This window comes from Pantoea sp. SYBGC1 (assembly GCF_057197005.1).
This window is the reverse complement of sequence record NZ_JBXUNM010000001.1, coordinates 1,102,187-1,119,513: the sequence shown is the minus strand read 5'-3', so window position 1 is coordinate 1,119,513 and position 17,327 is coordinate 1,102,187. Positions and strand designations below refer to the sequence as shown.

The following is a 17,327-nucleotide window of genomic DNA, read 5'->3' as shown; positions in this document are numbered from 1 at the left end:
GATGTATCTTGGCATTGATATTGGCACCTCCGAACTCAAAGCGCTGATCGTCAACGCGCAGGGCGACATTGTGGCCTCCAGCCATGCCACGCTTAGCGTGCAGCGTCCACATCCGCACTGGGCTGAGCAGGATCCGGAAAGCTGGTGGCAGGCGTGCGAACAGGTGCTGGCCGCACTGCGACAACAGGTGCCGGATGCCTGGCACGCCATCCGCGCCATTGGCCTCTCCGGCCAGATGCACGGCGCAGTGCTGCTGGATGCCGACGGCCAGGTGTTGCGCCCGTGCATACTGTGGAACGACACGCGCAGCGCCGCCCAGTGCGAGACGCTGCGCACCCGACGTCCGCAGATGATGCACATCAGCGGCAACATGATCATGCCGGGCTTTACTGCCCCCAAACTGCTCTGGGTGGCTGAGCACGAACCCGCGATCTTCCGGCGCATCGCGAAAGTGCTGCTGCCGAAAGATTATCTGCGCTGGCGGCTCACCGGAGCATTCGTCAGCGAGCCGTCTGATGCGGCGGGCACGCTGTGGCTGGATGTGGCACAGCGCGACTGGTCAGATGAACTGCTGGCGATAAGCGGACTGACGCGCGCGCAACTGCCCACGCTGGTGGAGGGAAGCGCCGTCAGCGGCACGCTGCGTGAAGATGTTGCCCGCGCCTGGGGCTTGTCCGCCACGGTGAGCGTGGCAGGCGGCGGCGGTGATAACGCGGCCTCTGCGGTAGGCGTAGGCGCGGTTAATCCCGGCGATGCGTTTATCTCACTCGGCACATCCGGCGTGATCTTCGTGGTTAACGACCGTCTGCAGGCCGATCCACAATCCGGCGTGCACGCTTTTTGCCACGCGCTGCCGGGGCGCTGGCATCAGATGAGCGTGATGCTAAGTGCTGCCAGCTGTCTGCGCTGGCTGTGCCAGCTGTTATCGGTGAGCGAGAATCAGCTAATGGCTGAGATGGCAGAACTGAGCGCGGAGCAGTGCCGCCGCGCACCGCTGTTTTTGCCCTATCTCTCGGGTGAACGCACACCGCACAACGATCCTGATGCCTCAGGCGCCTTCTTCAATCTGCGCCACGAAACACCGCGTGCGCTGCTGGGTTATGCGGTGATTGAAGGCGTAGCGTTTGGCCTGGCGGACGGACTGGCGGTGCTGGGCGATGCGCAGCGACAAATTACCCAGTGCAGCCTGACCGGCGGCGGCGCGCGCAGTACGCTGTGGGCACAGCTGATTGCGGATGTGCTGCAGCTGCCGATCGTCACTCATCCAGCCAGCGCCTCGGGCGCTCTCGGGGCCGCGCGTCTGGCCTGGCTCAGTGCCGGCGGCAACGAGCAGCAGGTATGCCTGAAACCGCCGGTTCAGGCGCGTTACCAGCCCGATGCGGCGCGCGGTGCGGTGCTGCAGCAGCGCCTGCGCCTGTTCCGCGAACTCTACGCTCAACAACAGCAGGCACGCGCGCTGCTGCCTGCCTGATGGCTTACTGAACAGAGGAAGATGGTGATGCACGCGAACGATTACTGGTTTGGCTTACCGAAAAAAATGTTCTGGGGCTTCCTCGCGATTGCCATTTTTATGGCGGGCGACGGCTTCGAAATGGCGTTTCTCTCCCGCCATATTACTGACATGGGCTTCACGCCGGGCCAGTCGGCGCTGGTGTTTACCTTTTACGGACTGGCGGCGGCGCTGGCGGCCTGGGCGTCCGGCGTGGTTGCGGAGTTGATTACCCCGCAACGTGCAATGCTGATTGGCTTTGTGCTATGGATAGTGATGCACACGCTGTTTATGTCACTCGGTCTTGGCCTGCGCAATTATCCGCTGATGGTGCTGTTTTACGGCATTCGCGGGCTGGCTTATCCGCTGTTCATCTACTCCTTCATGATGATGCTGGTGCAGGTCCTGCCGCGCGAGAAACTGGCTGCCGCCACCGGATGGTTCTGGGCGATGTATTCAGTCGGCATTGGCGTAGTCGGCAGCTATCTGCCCAGCCTGACTATCCCGATGCTGGGTGAAACCGGCACGCTGTGGCTGGCGATTGGCTGGGTAGCGGCGGGCGGCGTACTGGCCTTCTCCAGCCTGCGCAATGTGCCGGTGGATCGTTCACGCGTGAATCTGCCGCTGCGCGACAAGATGACCGAAATGTCACGCGCAGTGACCATTCTGTTCACCAACCAGCACGTGTTTTACGCCTGCCTGATTCGCATCATCAATACGCTATCGCTGTTTGGTTTCGCGATTATCATGCCGCTGCTGTTTGTTGATCGTCTCGGCTTTACCATCTCTGAATGGTTGCAGATTTGGGCCGTGTTCTTTTTTGTCACCATTTTCACCAACATCTTCTGGGGCATCACCGGCGAGAAAATTGGCTGGATCCGCCAGGTGCGCTGGTTTGGCTGTCTCGGTATGGCGATCTCCAGCCTGGCGTTTTACTACCTGCCGCTGTATGCCGGCCACAATTTCTGGGTCGCGCTGATTCCGGCGGTGATGCTGGGGATTTTTGTCGCGGCATTTGTACCAATGACCGCCGTGTTCCCGACGCTTGAACCGCATCATAAAGGGGCAGCCGTTTCGATTTACAATCTGTCGGCAGGCCTCAGCAACTTTGTGGCACCGGCGATTGCTTCAGTTATGTTGCCGTTCTTCGATATCGTCGGCGTGGTATGGGTATATACCGGGCTGTATGTGTTTGCCGGCGTGCTGACGTTTATTATTCGCGTGCCGCAACCGGGACACACCCGGGAAGCATCCGCAGTGAAATCGCGTATCGCGCAGCAGCGCAGTTGAGCCTGTACGAAAAAGTGCACTATTTGAATATCCGCAGGTTATTGCCTCAACTAAAGAGACGAGGCGCTGCCTTAACGCTTTTATGATCGTATTTTGCAGCGCCGCGCCAGTGAGCCGTGAGATATCGCCAGCGCAATTGCTTTTATCGCCAGCGATGGCGCACGTTATATCACCGGCGTTAACCTGCGGGTTGAGGTAGGTCTGACGGCGTCTAATGCCCAGCCGAAGCAGGCCTGAGCCGCTTCGATGGTTATGGACGGGACGGTGACCCCGCCACATCCTGCAGCGCCTGCTGTAAATCGTACCAGCGAAAGGTAAAGCCGGACGCCTCCAGCCGTTTAGGCAGCACATGCTGTCCGCCTAATACCAGCACCGCGGATTCCCCCATCATCAGTTTAATGGCGGCCGCCGGCGTGCGCATAAAAGCGGGGCGGTGCATGACCTGTCCCAGCGTCGCGGCAAACTGTTCGTTACGCACCGGATAGGGGGCAACCATGTTGAATGGACCGCGCAGCGACGGGTGATCCATCAGCCAGATGATGGCATCGATCATGTCATCAATATGGATCCACGGCAGATACTGTTTGCCGCTGCCAATCGGCCCGCCCACGCCAAGACGAAAAGGCAGTTTCATCTTTTCCAGCGCACCGCCTTCCGGCGCCAGTACCACACCGGTGCGCAGCAGGCAGACCCGCGTTTGCTCGCTCTCTGCCTTGAGCGCCAGCTGTTCCCAGCGCGCGCATAGCGTATGGGTAAACTCATCCTGACCGGGATCCTCTTCGGTCACAATGACCTCGCCGCTGTCGCCATAGAAGCCAGTGGCCGAACCGGAGATCAGAAACGCGGGAGGAGTACTGCTGGCGTGGATCAATGAAACCAGCTGTTCAGTGATTTGCCAGCGGCTTTCGCACAGCTGCTGCTTCTGGCTGGCGCTCCAGCGCTTATCGGCGATCGGTTCGCCAGCCAGATTTATGACGCCATCTATACCGTTCAGGTCCGTCTGCTGATTGATGCCTGACCATAACTTCACGCGCGCATCAAGTTTGTCGCGTGCTGCTGCCACGTCGCGCGTGACTACGCTCACCTGATGACCAATCTGTAACAGGCGCGGGATCAGATGGCGGCCAATCAGTCCGGTACCGCCGGTGATAAGCAGATGCATATTGAGTCTCCCTGGAATTTTTTTATTTGCGCTGAATTGAGCATAGATGAGAAGCGGAGAGTGAGTGTGACAGCGCCTGCAGCGTGAGGGAAAAAGCGGCCCTGAGGCTGCCGGAGAGGTAAAGATCCGACCAGCAGATTATTGCCTTAGGCGAAAAAAGCCGGTAAAGATGTGGCACCCCGGCTGCTTGTGCTGAGGCTGGCGGGATCGGGCAAAGCACGCTGAGCGCTTGCGACAGTGATAAGAACGCTTTACCTTACGCGCATTCTGATAAAGCAATAAAAAAATCGACGCGTGCCGCGCACGCTAAAACGTCAAAAGGGTTACGGATGGTGGATCAAACGGCAGATGACGCTATTGAGTGGGTGGATATCGTCAGCGAAGAGAACGAAGTGATTGCGCAGGCCAGCCGGGCTCAGATGCGGGCACAGTGTCTGCGCCATCGCGCCACCTATATCGTGGTACATGATGGTATGGGCAAGATCCTGGTACAGCGTCGCACAGAAACCAAAGATTTCATGCCCGGCATGCTGGATGCCACCGCGGGTGGCGTGGTGCAGAGCGGTGAAGAGATGCTCGAATCTGCACGGCGCGAAGCGGAAGAGGAGCTGGGGATTGCGGCAGTACCCTTTGCCGAACACGGCAAGTTCTACTTTGAAGATCAGCATTGCCGCGTCTGGGGCGGGCTGTTCAGCTGTGTTTCCCACGGTCCGTTTGCGATGCAGGAGAGTGAAGTTGATGAGATTTTCTGGATGACGCCAGAAGAGATCACGGCGCGCTGCGATGAGTTTACCGATGATTCGCTGAAAGCGCTCTCGCTGTGGCTGAGCCGCAATAGCGATGCAGCACGCAGCAAGCAGAACAGCGAAAGCTGACTGCTGCATCTGTATGACGCGAAAAAAAAGCATGCGCCTGGCGCATGCTTTTTTTATACCTGAGCAGGGGAGGGGAGCTTACCCTTCCGCCTGCTGCGACTGAATGGCCGTCAGGGCGATGGTGTAGACGATATCATCCACCAGCGCGCCGCGTGACAGGTCATTGACCGGTTTACGCATGCCCTGCAGCATCGGGCCGATAGAGATCAGATCTGCAGAGCGCTGCACCGCTTTGTACGTAGTGTTACCGGTATTGAGATCCGGGAAGATAAAGACCGTGGCGCGTCCGGCAACCGCCGAATTGGGCGCTTTCGACCGGGCAACATCTTCCATAATGGCCGCGTCATATTGCAGCGGACCATCAATAACCAGATCGGGGCGCTTCTCCTGCGCAATGCGGGTGGCTTCGCGCACTTTCTCAACGTCGCTGCCCGCACCGGAGTTGCCGGTTGAGTAAGAGATCATCGCTACGCGCGGATCGATACCAAAGGCGCTGGCGGAATCTGCAGACTGAATCGCGATTTCAGCCAGCTGCTCCGGGTTAGGATCGGGGTTGATGGCGCAGTCGCCGTAGACCAGTACCTGTTCCGGCAGCAGCATAAAGAACACGGATGAAACCAGCGAGCTGCCGGGCGCCGTTTTGATCAGCTGCAGCGGCGGACGAATGGTATTGGCAGTGGTGTGCACCGCGCCAGAGACCAGGCCATCCACTTCTCCGCTCTCCAGCATCATGGTCCCCAGCACCACATTGTCTTCCAGCTGCTCCTCCGCCACGACTTCCGTCATGCCTTTGCTTTTGCGCAGCTCAACCAGGCGCGGCACATAGTTTCCGCGCACAACTTTCGGATCGACAATCTCAATGCCGGTGCCCAGCTCCACGCCCTGAGCCGCCGCCACGCGCTGGATCTCATCCGGATCTCCCAGCAGGACGCAGGTGGCAATGCCGCGCTCGGCGCAGATTGCCGCCGCTTTAACCGTGCGCGGTTCGTCGCCTTCCGGCAGAACAATGCGTTTGCCCGCTTTACGTGCAAGTTCGGTCAGCTGATAGCGGAAAGCAGGAGGCGACAGGCGACGACTGCGCTCGGAAGTGGCGGTCAGCGACTCAACCCAGTCGGCGTTGATAAAGCCGGCAACATACTCCTGCACTTTTTCAATACGCTGCGTATCGTCAGCCGGTACTTCCAGGTTGAAGCTCTGCAGGCTCAGTGACGTCTGCCAGGTGTTGGTTTTCACCATAAACACCGGCAGGCCGGTCTGGAAAGCGCGCTCGCACAGACGGGCAATAGGCGCTTCAATCTGATAGCCACCGGTCAGCAGAATGGCACCAATTTCAATACCGTTCATCGCTGCCAGACAAGCAGCAACCAGCACGTCAGGGCGATCGGCCGAGGTCACCAGCAGCGAGCCGGGACGGAAATGCTCCAGCATGTGCGGGATGCTGCGTGCGCAGAAGGTCACAGATTTGACGCGGCGCGTCTCGATTTCACCTTCGTTGATGATTTCCGCGTTGAGGTGGCGGCACATATCGATAGCGCGCGTGGCGATCAGGTCAAAGCTCCACGGCACACAGCCCAGCACCGGCAGCGGACTGTTGGCAAACAGCTGTTTCGGATCGATGTTGGCTACGCTGGCTTTAGAGGAGTCATCGAAGATCTCTGACAGATCGGGGCGGGTGCGCCCCTGCTCATCAACCGGCGCATTGAGTTTGTTGATAATAACGCCCGTGATGTTTTTATTTTTACTGCCGCCAAAGCTGCTCTGGCTTAGTTCAATACGCTCTTTCAGCTGAGCAGGGGAGTCGTTGCCTAGCGCCATTACAAAAACAATCTCTGCATTGAGCGTCTTGGCGATCTCGTAGTTGAGCGCAGAAGCGAACTGATGCTTGCGTGTCGGCACCAGGCCTTCGACCAGCACCACCTCTGCTTCTCTGGCCGTGGCGTGGTAGTTGGCAATGATCTCCTCCATCAGCACATCCTGCTGGTTTGAACCCAGCAGTGACTCAACGCGCGACATCTGCAGCGGTTCAGCAGCAGGAATGGCGGAGTTTTTACGGATAATGGTGGTTGTCTGGTCCGGTCGATCGCCCCCGGCACGCGGCTGTGCAATCGGCTTGAAGACGCTCAGGCGTACGCCTTTGCGCTCCATTGCGCGGATTACGCCAAGGCTGACGCTGGTCAGGCCGACGCTGGTGCCGGTGGGGATAAGCATAACTGTACGTGACACGTTAAAAACCTCGCGGTGTTACAGGGTGTCAAAAAGGCTCCGTCAGCCTGAGCCGACGGAGAAAAGGATCAGGCCGTCAGGCGCGCGGCGTCCTGCGCGATCACCAGCTCTTCGTTGGTCGGAATCACCACTGCCGGACGGGTGCCTTCTTTATTGATGAAGCCAGACTTGCCGAAGCGCGCCGCGAGGTTGCGGTCGTGATCAACTTCGAAGCCCAGCAGCGCCAGTTTGCCCAGCGCCAGCTCACGTACCAGAGCCGCATTTTCGCCAATGCCGCCGGTAAAGATCACGGCATCCAGACGGCCATCCATGAGCGCCGTATAGCTGCCGATATATTTGGCCAGCCGGTGGCAGAAGACATCCATCGCACGTTTTGCATCTTCTTTGGTCGCATAGTTATCTTCAACATAGCGGCAGTCGCTGGTCACTTCCGTCAGGCCCAGCAGTCCCGACTCTTTGGTCAGCAGCTTGTTGATTGCATCAACGCTCATACCCAGAGCGTCATGCAGGAAGAAAACAATGGCCGGATCGATGTCGCCGCTGCGGGTGCCCATAACTAATCCTTCCAGCGGCGTCAGGCCCATTGAGGTATCAACGCACTGGCCGTTACGAATAGCAGACACGGAGCCGCCGTTACCAAGGTGACAGGTGATGATGTTCAGCTCGCTGACTGGCTTGTTCAGCATTTTTGCCGCTTCCTGCGTTACATAGTAGTGGCTGGTGCCGTGAGCGCCGTAGCGGCGTACGCCATGCTCACGATAGAGATGATAAGGCAGGGCGTAGAGATACGATTCTTCAGGCATTGTCTGATGGAAAGCCGTATCAAAAACCGCCACATTCTTATCAGAGAGATGCGGGAAATTTTTCATCGCCTCATCAATACCGATTAAGTGCGCCGGATTGTGCAGCGGTGCAAAAGAAGAGGCATCTTTAATGCCCTGAATGACCGCCTCATCAATGATGACAGACTGGGTCAGTCGCTCACCGCCATGTACGATACGGTGGCCGATTGCAGCGATTTGTGCCGAAAGCTCTGGTTTTTGTGCCAGAATAGATTTAACGATGAAGTTCAGCGCTTCGCTGTGGGCTGCGCCTGCACCTAATGGTGCTTCCTGCTTGCTGCCTTCCAGCTTCCATTTAATCCGCGCTTCCGGCAGGTGGAAACATTCAGCCAGTCCCGACAGGTACTCATCGCCGGTAGCTGGATTGAGGATAGCAAATTTAAGAGAAGAACTGCCGCAGTTCAGAACCAGTACTAACTTCGTCGACATGGAAGTACCTATTTGTTAAATAGTGGCTAAAAATAACGCAATCAGACTAACAGCGTAGCCCATGAAAGCGGGGCGATTTATGATTAACATCATGCGCCAGCTAAAAAGAAAACGACACGCAAAAAAAATTCGGTAATTTTACGCAAATTTTTGAAAGCGCTGTAGCAATACCTGGCTCTGGCTGTGCTTTAATCAGGCGGCAGCTTCCGGTAATGTTACTGAAAACGGCGTCAGAATACCCACTGTCACCTGCAAAAACAAAATGTTTTGAAGGATGTCACGTAAAGTTGTGTAGTTACAAATTTATTTTAAATAATGCAGTATTAGTTGAGGTGCATAATGGCGAATGACGCAGGTAATCCGGGCTGGTTTGGCTTATTCCAGCGCGGACAACACTACATGAGAACCTGGCCTGCGGATAAACGTCTGGCGCCAGTGTTTCCGGAAAATCGGGTCGTTACGGCGACCCGCTTTGCCATCCGTTTTATGCCGCCGCTGGCCGTATTTACCCTGACGTGGCAGATAGCGCTGGGCGGGCAGCTGGGGCCAGCCATCGCCACCGCGCTGTTTGCCTGCAGCCTGCCGATGCAGGGATTGTGGTGGCTGGGTAAACGAGCCGGTACGCCGCTGCCGCCTGCGCTGCTGCAGTGGTTCAACGAAGTCCGCAGCAAACTGGAAGAGGCGGGGCAGGCGATTGCACCGGTAGAGGGAAAGCCCACCTATCAGGCGCTGGCTGATGTGCTTAAACGGGCGTTCAGACAGCTGGATCGCACCTTTCTGGACGATCTTTAACTCTGCATAACCGGATAAGGAGCAGCAGGTGAATTTTAAAGGATTTCTGTTTGACCTGGATGGCACGCTGGTGGATTCACTGCCGGCAGTGAACCGCTGCTGGACGCAGTGGGGCGAACGTCACGCGCTCAGCGCTGATGTGGTACTCGATTATATTCACGGCAAACCCGCTATCGATTCGCTGCGCCATTTCATGCGCGGCGAGAGTGAGGCCGCCATCCAGGCGGAATTTCACTGGCTGGAGCAGCAGGAAGCCCGGGATACGCAGGGCATACGGGAAATAGCCGGCGCGCGTGCGCTGCTGACGCTGCTTAATGAGCAGAACATCCCCTGGGCGATTGTCACTTCCGGTTCGGTGCCGGTAGCCCACGCCCGGCATCGCGCAGCTGAGCTCCCTTTGCCAGCGGTGTTTATTACGGCCAATGATATCCGGCGCGGCAAGCCCGATCCGGAGCCCTATTTACTGGGTGCAGAGCGTCTGGGCCTGCATCCGTCTGAATGTGTGGTGGTTGAAGATGCGCCCGCAGGTATTGCGGCAGGCCTTGCGGCTGGCAGCGCAGTGATCGCCATCGATCCGGCGGCAGATACGCCCGGCCTGAACCAGGTGCTGTTTAATCTGCCCGATCTGAGCACGCTGGAAATTACGCAGAACGACACCGGCGCCTTTACGCTGAGCCTGCGCGCCTGAACGATACCCGCTCGCTCAGAGCGGGGTCTCCTGTGAAATCTCATCAAGCGACAGAGTAAAGCTCGGGACAAACACCTCCATAAAATAATCCATTTCAGGTGAACGCCGCTCGGTCAGGGTCTTCTCCAGCCGCGTTTTAGCCAGTGAAAATTCATGGTTGCCGGCAGAGAGCTCTTCAAGGCATTTCAGATAGGCGCAGAGAGCGTCAGCCTGTTTAACCACAGCCTGTTCAGCCGCGCTATAGTGGTGTTCATCAATCAGCGGCCGATACGCTTCCTGCAGTTCCGGCGGCAGCATTTCGATCAGCTTTTGCTGGGCAATTTTCTCAATCTTTTTATATTCATGCGCAATTTGCGCGTTGTAATACTTAACCGGCGTTGGCAGATCGCCGGTCAGCACTTCACTGGCATCATGATAGAGCGCCAGCATTGCAATACGATCGGGATTGAGTTCACCTGCAAATTTCAGATTTTTGATCACCGCCAGCGCATGCGCCACCATCGCGACCTGCAGGCTGTGTTCAGAGACATTTTCTGTACGCACATTGCGCATCAGCGGCCAGCGATTGATGAGTTTAAGGCGGGAGAGGTGAGCGAAAAAGTGGCTTTGAGTCATACAGCATCCTGTCAGCACAGCGGGGAGGAAACCCCTCCCCGGAATGCATACAGTATATACCTGACTGCAGCCAGGTACATGACAGGTTCAGCACCTGGCTGGCTGCAGCAGAAGGTGACTTACTGCCGGTAACCCTGCAGAAAACGTCCAAACTTGCCGATCGCCATCTCCAGATCGTCTACCCGCGGCAGAGTAACAATGCGCACGTGATCCGGATGTGGCCAGTTAAAGGCGGAGCCCTGTACCAGCAGCACTTTTTCCTGTAGCAGGAAATCGAGCACCATCTTCTGATCGTCATAAATATTAAATTTTTTCGGATCGATACGCGGGAACATGTAAAGCGCGCCCTGCGGTTTAACGCAGCTTACGCCGGGAATATCGTTAATCAGCTCCCAGGCACGCTGGCGCTGCTCGTAGAGCCGTCCGCCAGGGGCGATAAATTCGCTGATGCTCTGGTAGCCCCCGAGCGCGGTCTGAATCGCATGCTGAGCGGGCACGTTGGCACACAGGCGCATAGAGGCGAGCATTTCCAGGCCTTCAATATAGCCTTTGGCGTGTTTTTTCGGCCCGTTCAATACCATCCAGCCCTGACGAAAACCGGCCACGCGATAGGTTTTAGACAACCCGTTAAAGGTTACCGTCAGAAGATCGGGTGCCAGCGCCGCAATGGAGTGATGCTGCGCATCGTCGTAGAGGATCTTGTCATAAATTTCATCAGCAAAGATGATCAGGTTATGCTGACGCGCTATTTCCACCACCTCCAGCAGCAGCTCTTTACTGTAAACCGCGCCGGTCGGGTTATTGGGGTTGATAATCACAATACCACGCGTGCGCGGTGTGATTTTGCTGCGGATATCATCCAGATCCGGAAACCAGCCGGCTGACTCATCGCATCGGTAATGGACAGCTTTGCCGCTGGAGAGTGAAACGGCTGCCGTCCACAGTGGGTAATCCGGTGCCGGCACCAGCATCTCATCACCGCTATTGAGCAGCGCCTGCATCGCCTGCACGATCAGCTCTGATACCCCATTGCCGATATAGATATCTTCAACGGTAACGTCGCGCATATCACGCGCCTGATAATGCTGCATAATGGCTTTACGAGCAGAGTAGAGCCCCTTGGAGTCGCAGTATCCCTGCGCGCCCGGCAGATTACGTATCACGTCGACCAGAATTTCATCAGGTGCTTCAAAACCAAATGGCGCAGGGTTGCCAATATTCAGCTTGAGAACCTTGTTGCCTTCTTCTTCGAGTCGCTTTGCTTCTTTTAGTACCGGTCCGCGAATGTCGTAACAGACATTTTCCAGCTTACCGGATTTATCAATTTGGAAATTCATCGTTGCCGCCTTTTCGGGCAGAGTCCTTTAACCCGCCACCCAGTTAAAACCTGCCCAATTTACTCCTCTCCTGATAACAAAAGAAGGGCGGCTGCGGCTTTTGGCGTGATTGAGACAGATTCCCGGTCTGAGTAGCTAAATTATAGTTATATGCCGATTAAATTGGCTTTTATGACTGCCTGTAGCTAATTTAACAGATTATTATTTTGGTAAATAGCGATATGGTTTGCCTGTAACGGCTATGCCAGCTGCAGCGCTGTCATAAGAAAACCGGGTTATGCTTTCCATGCTAATGATTAGCTGCGCAATGAAATAGTTAAGCGTATCTTGCTAAATGATGATGTTTTATTCAGCTGGCGTTAACTCATGCATGGCGCAGCGACAATATCTGCATTCTTATGCGCAGTCTCAGCATAGAAATTGCGCGAATAGCAACGGGTGCGATCGCAATACTGGCGGACAATGAGCGTTTTTCTGTAACTTTATTGCTCCAAATAAGTTTACAAACCAGTTGGTCAAAATTTAACCCCGGCGTTACCAAAGGGGCCAAATGGGCTTATTCAGCAAAAAATTTGATGTTTTGCACGAAAACATTTCCCTTTAATGCGTAAAAATGATTAAGTATAATTTATTATTTGAAGCACTTTATGGCTTCGTTTCGACATAACAACGTGTTATCTCTTTTTTTGCTCTGCAACCTTTTATGCAGGCAACCAGGCAACTACACAGCTTCCAGCACCGGTACGACTCTTGTCTTTGGCCCTGAAGTTGTTCTGTCTCTAATGACGCCGCCTCTCTGCTGCCAGAGAACGTATGCTCGTCATTACCCGCCTGAACTCGGTTTTAAGACGATCCCCTCTGGAGATTGTCAGTAAGCACCATTGCCCCTTATCTCTTTGATTTTGTGGCAATACACCAGGGTAGTAGTTCTAAAAATCTTATAAAGTGAAGAAAAAATCATGACTAATGCAAATCGTCCGATACTGAATCTCGACCTCGATCTGCTGCGTACATTTGTTGCTGTTGCAGACCTGAATACGTTTGCGGCGGCGGCAGCGGCTGTGTGCAGAACTCAGTCAGCGGTAAGCCAGCAGATGCAACGTCTGGAGCAACTGGTAGGTAAAGAGCTGTTTGCCCGACATGGACGTAACAAACTTCTGACGGAGCACGGTATCCAGCTGCTTGGCTATGCCAGGAAAATCCTGCGTTTCAATGACGAAGCCTGCACCTCACTTATGTACAGCAATATTCAGGGCGTTCTGACTATCGGAGCCTCTGATGACACGTCAGATACCATTCTGCCTTTCCTGCTGAACCGGGTGACGTCAGTCTATCCAAAGCTCGCCATCGATGTACGTGTAAAACGTAACCCGTTTATGATGGAGATGCTGAACCAGGGAGAAGTCGATCTGGTGGTGACCACCTCCAGCCCGGGTAACTTTACGCATCAGGTACTGCGTACTTCACCAACGCTCTGGTACTGTGCCGCTGACTATATTTTCCAGCGCGGCGAAGCGATTCCTCTGGTACTGCTGGATGAACCGAGCCCATATCGCGATATGGCGATAGATCATCTGAACGAAGCGGGCATTCCATGGCGTATCTCTTACGTGGCATCAACGCTGGCAGCAGTGCGCGCGGCCGTTAAAGCTGGTCTGGGTGTCACGGCACGTCCGGTTGAGATGATGAGTCCTGAGTTGCGCGTAATGGGCGCAGCCGAAGGTTTACCTGTGTTACCGGATACGCAATATCTGCTGTGTCGTAACGCTGACAGCGATAATGAACTGGCGCTGGCCATTTTCAACGCTATGCAGTCGACAAACGATCCTTACAATCTCAGTGCAAATCCGGATAGCTCACTGCTGCTGGATGATGAAGAGTAAGTCGTAGTGATACCGCGGTAATACGCGCGTTACGCACTGTATAATTGCTATAAAAAAGCCTTAGTCGGCGTAACAGTGACTAAGGCTTTTTTTGTGCCTGTTGACCAGGGCCAGACACACGTTTTTTATGACCGATAATTATTGCGCTTTCCGAAAAGCGAGCGGTTGTTTCAATTTTATTCATTTTAGAAATTCTTTATCAAAAAATGCCTTCTTTACGGCCGTCGACCCTGCCATAGACGCTGCTTTTTAGAGCTAAAAGCGCAAAAGTGTGTTCTGGATCAAAAAAATAACCCTGCCAGGGAGAGGGAAATCTGCGGAAGACCTGTCAAAATGTGAGTGTTAAACGCACGATCCATGCATGTAAAACCCCGCGACACTGAAATTAACCGCACAAACTGAAGCGATTTAGCTGGCGCTGATGAGGGTATATGTTAATAATATGATGCGGGTGTAAAATAATGTTTGGATACTTTTGTCAAAGTTGACAAAAGGTTATAGAAAGGAGTAAAAAACCCCATAAAATTGCTGCCTAATCAGGAAAGACAGCAACGTTTATAAGGTTTTTATCCTTCCCTTGAATCGATGTGGTGTGTTTGCTGCAACCGTGCAGGATGCCATCGCCACTTTTGATGAGTAAGCAAAGCGTATGTCAACAACCACCGAAGTCATCGCTCATCACTGGGCGTTTATTGTATTTATTGTGATCGCATTTGGCCTCTGTGCCTTTATGTTAACCGGCGGCTGGCTGCTTGGTGGACGTGCTAAAGCGCGTTACAAAAACACCCCGTTTGAGTCTGGTATTGAATCGGTTGGCGATACCCACATCCGCCTCTCTGCAAAATTTTATCTGGTTGCCATGTTTTTCGTCATTTTCGACGTGGAAGCCCTCTATTTATACGCCTGGTCGACCTCCATTCGCGAAAGCGGCTGGGTCGGCTTTGTCGAAGCCGCAATTTTCATTTTGGTGCTCCTGGCAGGCCTGGTTTATCTGGTTCGCATCGGCGCGCTGGATTGGGCTCCTGCGCGTCGTCGCGTAGTGGTCAAATCAAGCCCGGTCAGCCACAGTCACACCAACCCTCATAAGCAGTAAAAGCGAGGCAATAAGATGGACTACACGCTGACACGCGTAGACCCGAACGGCGGGGATGGCGATCGTTATCCTCTGCAGAAACAGGAGATTGTTACCGATCCTCTGGAACAGCACGTTCACCGTAGCGTTTATATGGGCAAGCTGGAACACGCTCTGCATGACATGGTGAACTGGGGGCGTAAAAACTCTCTCTGGCCCTATAACTTTGGCCTCTCCTGCTGCTACGTAGAGATGACCACGTCATTTACTGCGGTGCATGACGTGGCACGCTTTGGCGCTGAAGTTATGCGCGCCTCGCCGCGCCAGGCTGACTTTATGGTTATTGCCGGTACGCCTTTTACCAAAATGGCACCCGTTATTCAGCGTTTATACGATCAGATGCTGGAACCCAAATGGGTGATCTCTATGGGTGCCTGCGCTAACTCAGGCGGGATGTATGACATCTATTCTGTCGTGCAGGGTGTGGATAAATTTCTGCCGGTGGATGTTTACATTCCAGGCTGCCCGCCGCGTCCGGAAGCCTATATGCAGGCGCTGCTGCTGCTGCGTGAGTCGATCGGTAAAGAGCGCCGTCCACTCTCCTGGGTAGTCGGTGACCAGGGTGTATATCGCGCCAACATGCAGTCTGAACGTGAAAGGAAACGTGGCGAGCGCATTGCCGTCACTAACCTGAGAACCCCGGACGAAGTGTAAGTATCCCGTACACGGATGGAGTAACGGCCGCATCAGAAAATGACAACGTAGTGTGTGCCGCCATCCTGACGCCTTCTTTTGAGTGCCTGATAACAGGCCGGAATGGTGAGTAACGTATGACAGATTTGACCACGCAAGATCTCGCTCAGCCAGCATGGCAAACCCGTGAGCACCTGGATGACCCGGTGATCGGCGAGCTGCGTAATCGTTTTGGGCCGGACGCCTTTACTGTTCAGGCAACCCGCACCGGCATTCCTGTAGTCTGGGTAAAGCGCGAACAGCTGCTGGAAATGATAACGTTCCTGCGCAAGCTGCCTAAGCCCTATGTCATGCTGTATGACCTGCATGGCTTTGATGAGCGTTTACGTACCCACCGCGCAGGCCTGCCTGCTGCGGATTTTTCCGTTTTCTATCATCTGCTTTCTATTGAACGCAACCGCGACATTATGCTCAAGGTGGCGTTATCTGAAAACGATCTGAATGTGCCAACCATCACCACTATTTTCGCCAACGCCAACTGGTATGAGCGCGAAACCTGGGAGATGTTTGGCATTACGTTTCAGGGGCATCCTCATCTGACGCGCATTATGATGCCGCAGACCTGGGAAGGGCACCCGCTGCGTAAAGATTATCCGGCGCGCGCGACTGAATTTGATCCCTTTACGCTGACTAAGCAGAAAGAAGATCTGGAAATGGAGTCGCTGACGTTCAAACCCGAAGAGTGGGGCATGAAGCGCAGCACGGCTAATGAGGACTTTATGTTCCTCAACCTTGGCCCGAACCACCCCTCTGCGCACGGTGCTTTCCGTATCATTCTGCAGCTTGACGGTGAAGAGATTGTCGACTGCGTACCTGACGTTGGCTATCACCATCGCGGTGCCGAGAAGATGGGCGAGCGGCAATCCTGGCACAGCTATATCCCTTATACCGATCGTATCGAGTATCTGGGCGGCTGTGTTAATGAAATGCCTTACGTACTCGCCGTAGAGAAACTGGCCGGGATCACGGTACCAGACCGCGTTAACGTCATTCGCGTGATGCTCTCTGAGCTGTTCCGTATTAACAGCCACCTGCTCTATATCTCAACCTTTATTCAGGACGTTGGCGCAATGACGCCGGTGTTCTTTGCGTTTACCGATCGTCAGAAAATTTATGATGTCGTGGAAGCGATTACCGGTTTCCGCATGCATCCCGCTTGGTTCCGTATCGGCGGTGTGGCGCACGATCTGCCGAAAGGCTGGGAGCGTCTGCTGCGTGAGTTCCTCGACTGGATGCCAAAACGCCTGAAAGAGTATGACAAAGCGGCACTGCGCAACACCGTGCTGATGGGGCGTTCGCAGGGCGTAGCCGCTTACAATATGGATGAAGCGCTGGCGTGGGGCACAACCGGTGCGGGTCTGCGTGCAACCGGCCTCGACTTTGACGTGCGTAAGTGGCGTCCTTATTCAGGCTACGAAAACTTCGATTTTGAAATTCCGGTTGGCGCAGGCATCAGCGATGCTTACACCCGCGTACAGCTGAAAATGGAAGAGATGTGGCAGTCGCTGCGTATTCTGGAGCAGTGCCTGAACAACATGCCGGAAGGGCCGTTCAAAGCGGACCATCCGCTGACCACGCCGCCGCCGAAAGAGCGTACGCTGCAGCACATTGAAACCCTGATCACCCACTTCCTGCAGGTCTCCTGGGGACCGGTGATGCCCGCCAATGAATCGTTTCAGATGATTGAGGCGACGAAAGGGATCAACAGCTACTACCTGACCAGCGACGGCAGCACCATGAGCTACCGCACCCGCGTGCGCACGCCAAGCTTCCCGCACCTGCAGCAGATCCCGTCAGTGATCCGCGGCAGCCTGGTATCCGATCTTATCGTCTACCTCGGTAGTATCGATTTTGTTATGTCAGACGTGGACCGCTAA

The 17,327-nt window shown here is 54.9% G+C and carries 14 protein-coding genes and 1 pseudogene; 10 read left to right on the top strand and 5 right to left on the bottom strand.

All coding sequences use genetic code 11. From position 1 onward, the window contains the following. Position 1 precedes the first annotated feature (1 nt). From xylB to AC2CF9_RS05150, 3 genes and pseudogenes are all read left to right on the top strand, one after another. On the top strand, positions 2 to 1,471 hold the full coding sequence (gene xylB, locus AC2CF9_RS05160; protein ID WP_484556396.1) for a xylulokinase: 1,470 nt from the start codon (positions 2 to 4) through the stop codon (positions 1,469 to 1,471). Between the two features lie 27 nt (positions 1,472 to 1,498). Further along, a complete protein-coding gene (locus AC2CF9_RS05155) occupies positions 1,499 to 2,779 on the top strand; it encodes an MFS transporter (protein WP_484556395.1) in 1,281 nt (426 codons plus the stop codon). Between the two features lie 75 nt (positions 2,780 to 2,854). Next, positions 2,855 to 3,016, top strand: a pseudogene (locus AC2CF9_RS05150) (SDR family oxidoreductase); the annotation flags it as partial. A 13-nt stretch (positions 3,017 to 3,029) separates the two neighbouring features. Here the strand turns inward: AC2CF9_RS05150 and AC2CF9_RS05145 are convergent. Beyond that, complete coding sequence (locus tag AC2CF9_RS05145; RefSeq protein ID WP_150016537.1) at positions 3,030 to 3,941, bottom strand: TIGR01777 family oxidoreductase; 912 nt, start codon at positions 3,939 to 3,941, stop codon at positions 3,030 to 3,032. Positions 3,942 to 4,270: 329 nt separating this feature from the next. On the opposite strand from AC2CF9_RS05145, the gene yfcD reads away from it, so the two are divergent. Continuing rightward, positions 4,271 to 4,816 (top strand): NUDIX hydrolase YfcD, encoded by a 546-nt coding sequence (gene yfcD, locus AC2CF9_RS05140; protein WP_039379079.1) that lies wholly within the window; start codon positions 4,271 to 4,273, stop codon positions 4,814 to 4,816. A gap of 78 nt (positions 4,817 to 4,894) precedes the next feature. On the opposite strand, the gene pta is transcribed toward yfcD, so the two are convergent. Further along, on the bottom strand, positions 4,895 to 7,039 hold the full coding sequence (pta, locus tag AC2CF9_RS05135) for a phosphate acetyltransferase (protein WP_190314890.1): 2,145 nt from the start codon (positions 7,037 to 7,039) through the stop codon (positions 4,895 to 4,897). 68 nt (positions 7,040 to 7,107) lie between these two features. After that, positions 7,108 to 8,310 carry an acetate kinase gene (gene ackA, locus AC2CF9_RS05130; protein ID WP_484556394.1) on the bottom strand — a complete coding sequence of 401 codons (1,203 nt, stop codon included), beginning with the start codon at positions 8,308 to 8,310 and terminating at the stop codon, positions 7,108 to 7,110. Positions 8,311 to 8,649: 339 nt separating this feature from the next. Here ackA and yfbV point away from each other — a divergent pair, with 339 nt between their 5' ends. Together yfbV and AC2CF9_RS05120 are read left to right on the top strand one after the other, a co-directional pair. After that, positions 8,650 to 9,102 carry a terminus macrodomain insulation protein YfbV gene (yfbV, locus tag AC2CF9_RS05125; protein WP_484556393.1) on the top strand — a complete coding sequence of 151 codons (453 nt, stop codon included), beginning with the start codon at positions 8,650 to 8,652 and terminating at the stop codon, positions 9,100 to 9,102. 28 nt (positions 9,103 to 9,130) lie between these two features. After that, on the top strand, positions 9,131 to 9,790 hold the full coding sequence (locus tag AC2CF9_RS05120; RefSeq protein WP_150016534.1) for a sugar phosphatase: 660 nt from the start codon (positions 9,131 to 9,133) through the stop codon (positions 9,788 to 9,790). Between the two features lie 15 nt (positions 9,791 to 9,805). Here AC2CF9_RS05120 and yfbR read toward each other — a convergent pair whose 3' ends face one another. Both yfbR and AC2CF9_RS05110 read right to left on the bottom strand, forming a co-directional pair. Then, a complete protein-coding gene (gene yfbR, locus AC2CF9_RS05115; RefSeq protein ID WP_039379039.1) occupies positions 9,806 to 10,405 on the bottom strand; it encodes a 5'-deoxynucleotidase in 600 nt (199 codons plus the stop codon). Positions 10,406 to 10,524: 119 nt separating this feature from the next. Next, positions 10,525 to 11,742: a pyridoxal phosphate-dependent aminotransferase gene (locus AC2CF9_RS05110; RefSeq protein ID WP_039379037.1), complete on the bottom strand. Its 1,218-nt coding sequence runs from the start codon at positions 11,740 to 11,742 to the stop codon at positions 10,525 to 10,527. Positions 11,743 to 12,701: 959 nt separating this feature from the next. On the opposite strand from AC2CF9_RS05110, the gene lrhA reads away from it, so the two are divergent. From lrhA to nuoC, 4 genes are all read left to right on the top strand, one after another. Further along, positions 12,702 to 13,625, top strand: a complete 924-nt coding sequence (gene lrhA / locus AC2CF9_RS05105; protein ID WP_039379035.1) for a transcriptional regulator LrhA — start codon at positions 12,702 to 12,704, stop codon at positions 13,623 to 13,625. Between the two features lie 649 nt (positions 13,626 to 14,274). Then, complete coding sequence (locus tag AC2CF9_RS05100) at positions 14,275 to 14,718, top strand: NADH-quinone oxidoreductase subunit A (protein WP_039379033.1); 444 nt, start codon at positions 14,275 to 14,277, stop codon at positions 14,716 to 14,718. Positions 14,719 to 14,733: 15 nt separating this feature from the next. Further along, positions 14,734 to 15,411, top strand: coding sequence for a NuoB/complex I 20 kDa subunit family protein (locus AC2CF9_RS05095; protein ID WP_039379030.1), 678 nt, complete (start codon positions 14,734 to 14,736; stop codon positions 15,409 to 15,411). 116 nt (positions 15,412 to 15,527) lie between these two features. Next, positions 15,528 to 17,327, top strand: coding sequence for an NADH-quinone oxidoreductase subunit C/D (gene nuoC / locus AC2CF9_RS05090; RefSeq protein ID WP_150016533.1), 1,800 nt, complete (start codon positions 15,528 to 15,530; stop codon positions 17,325 to 17,327).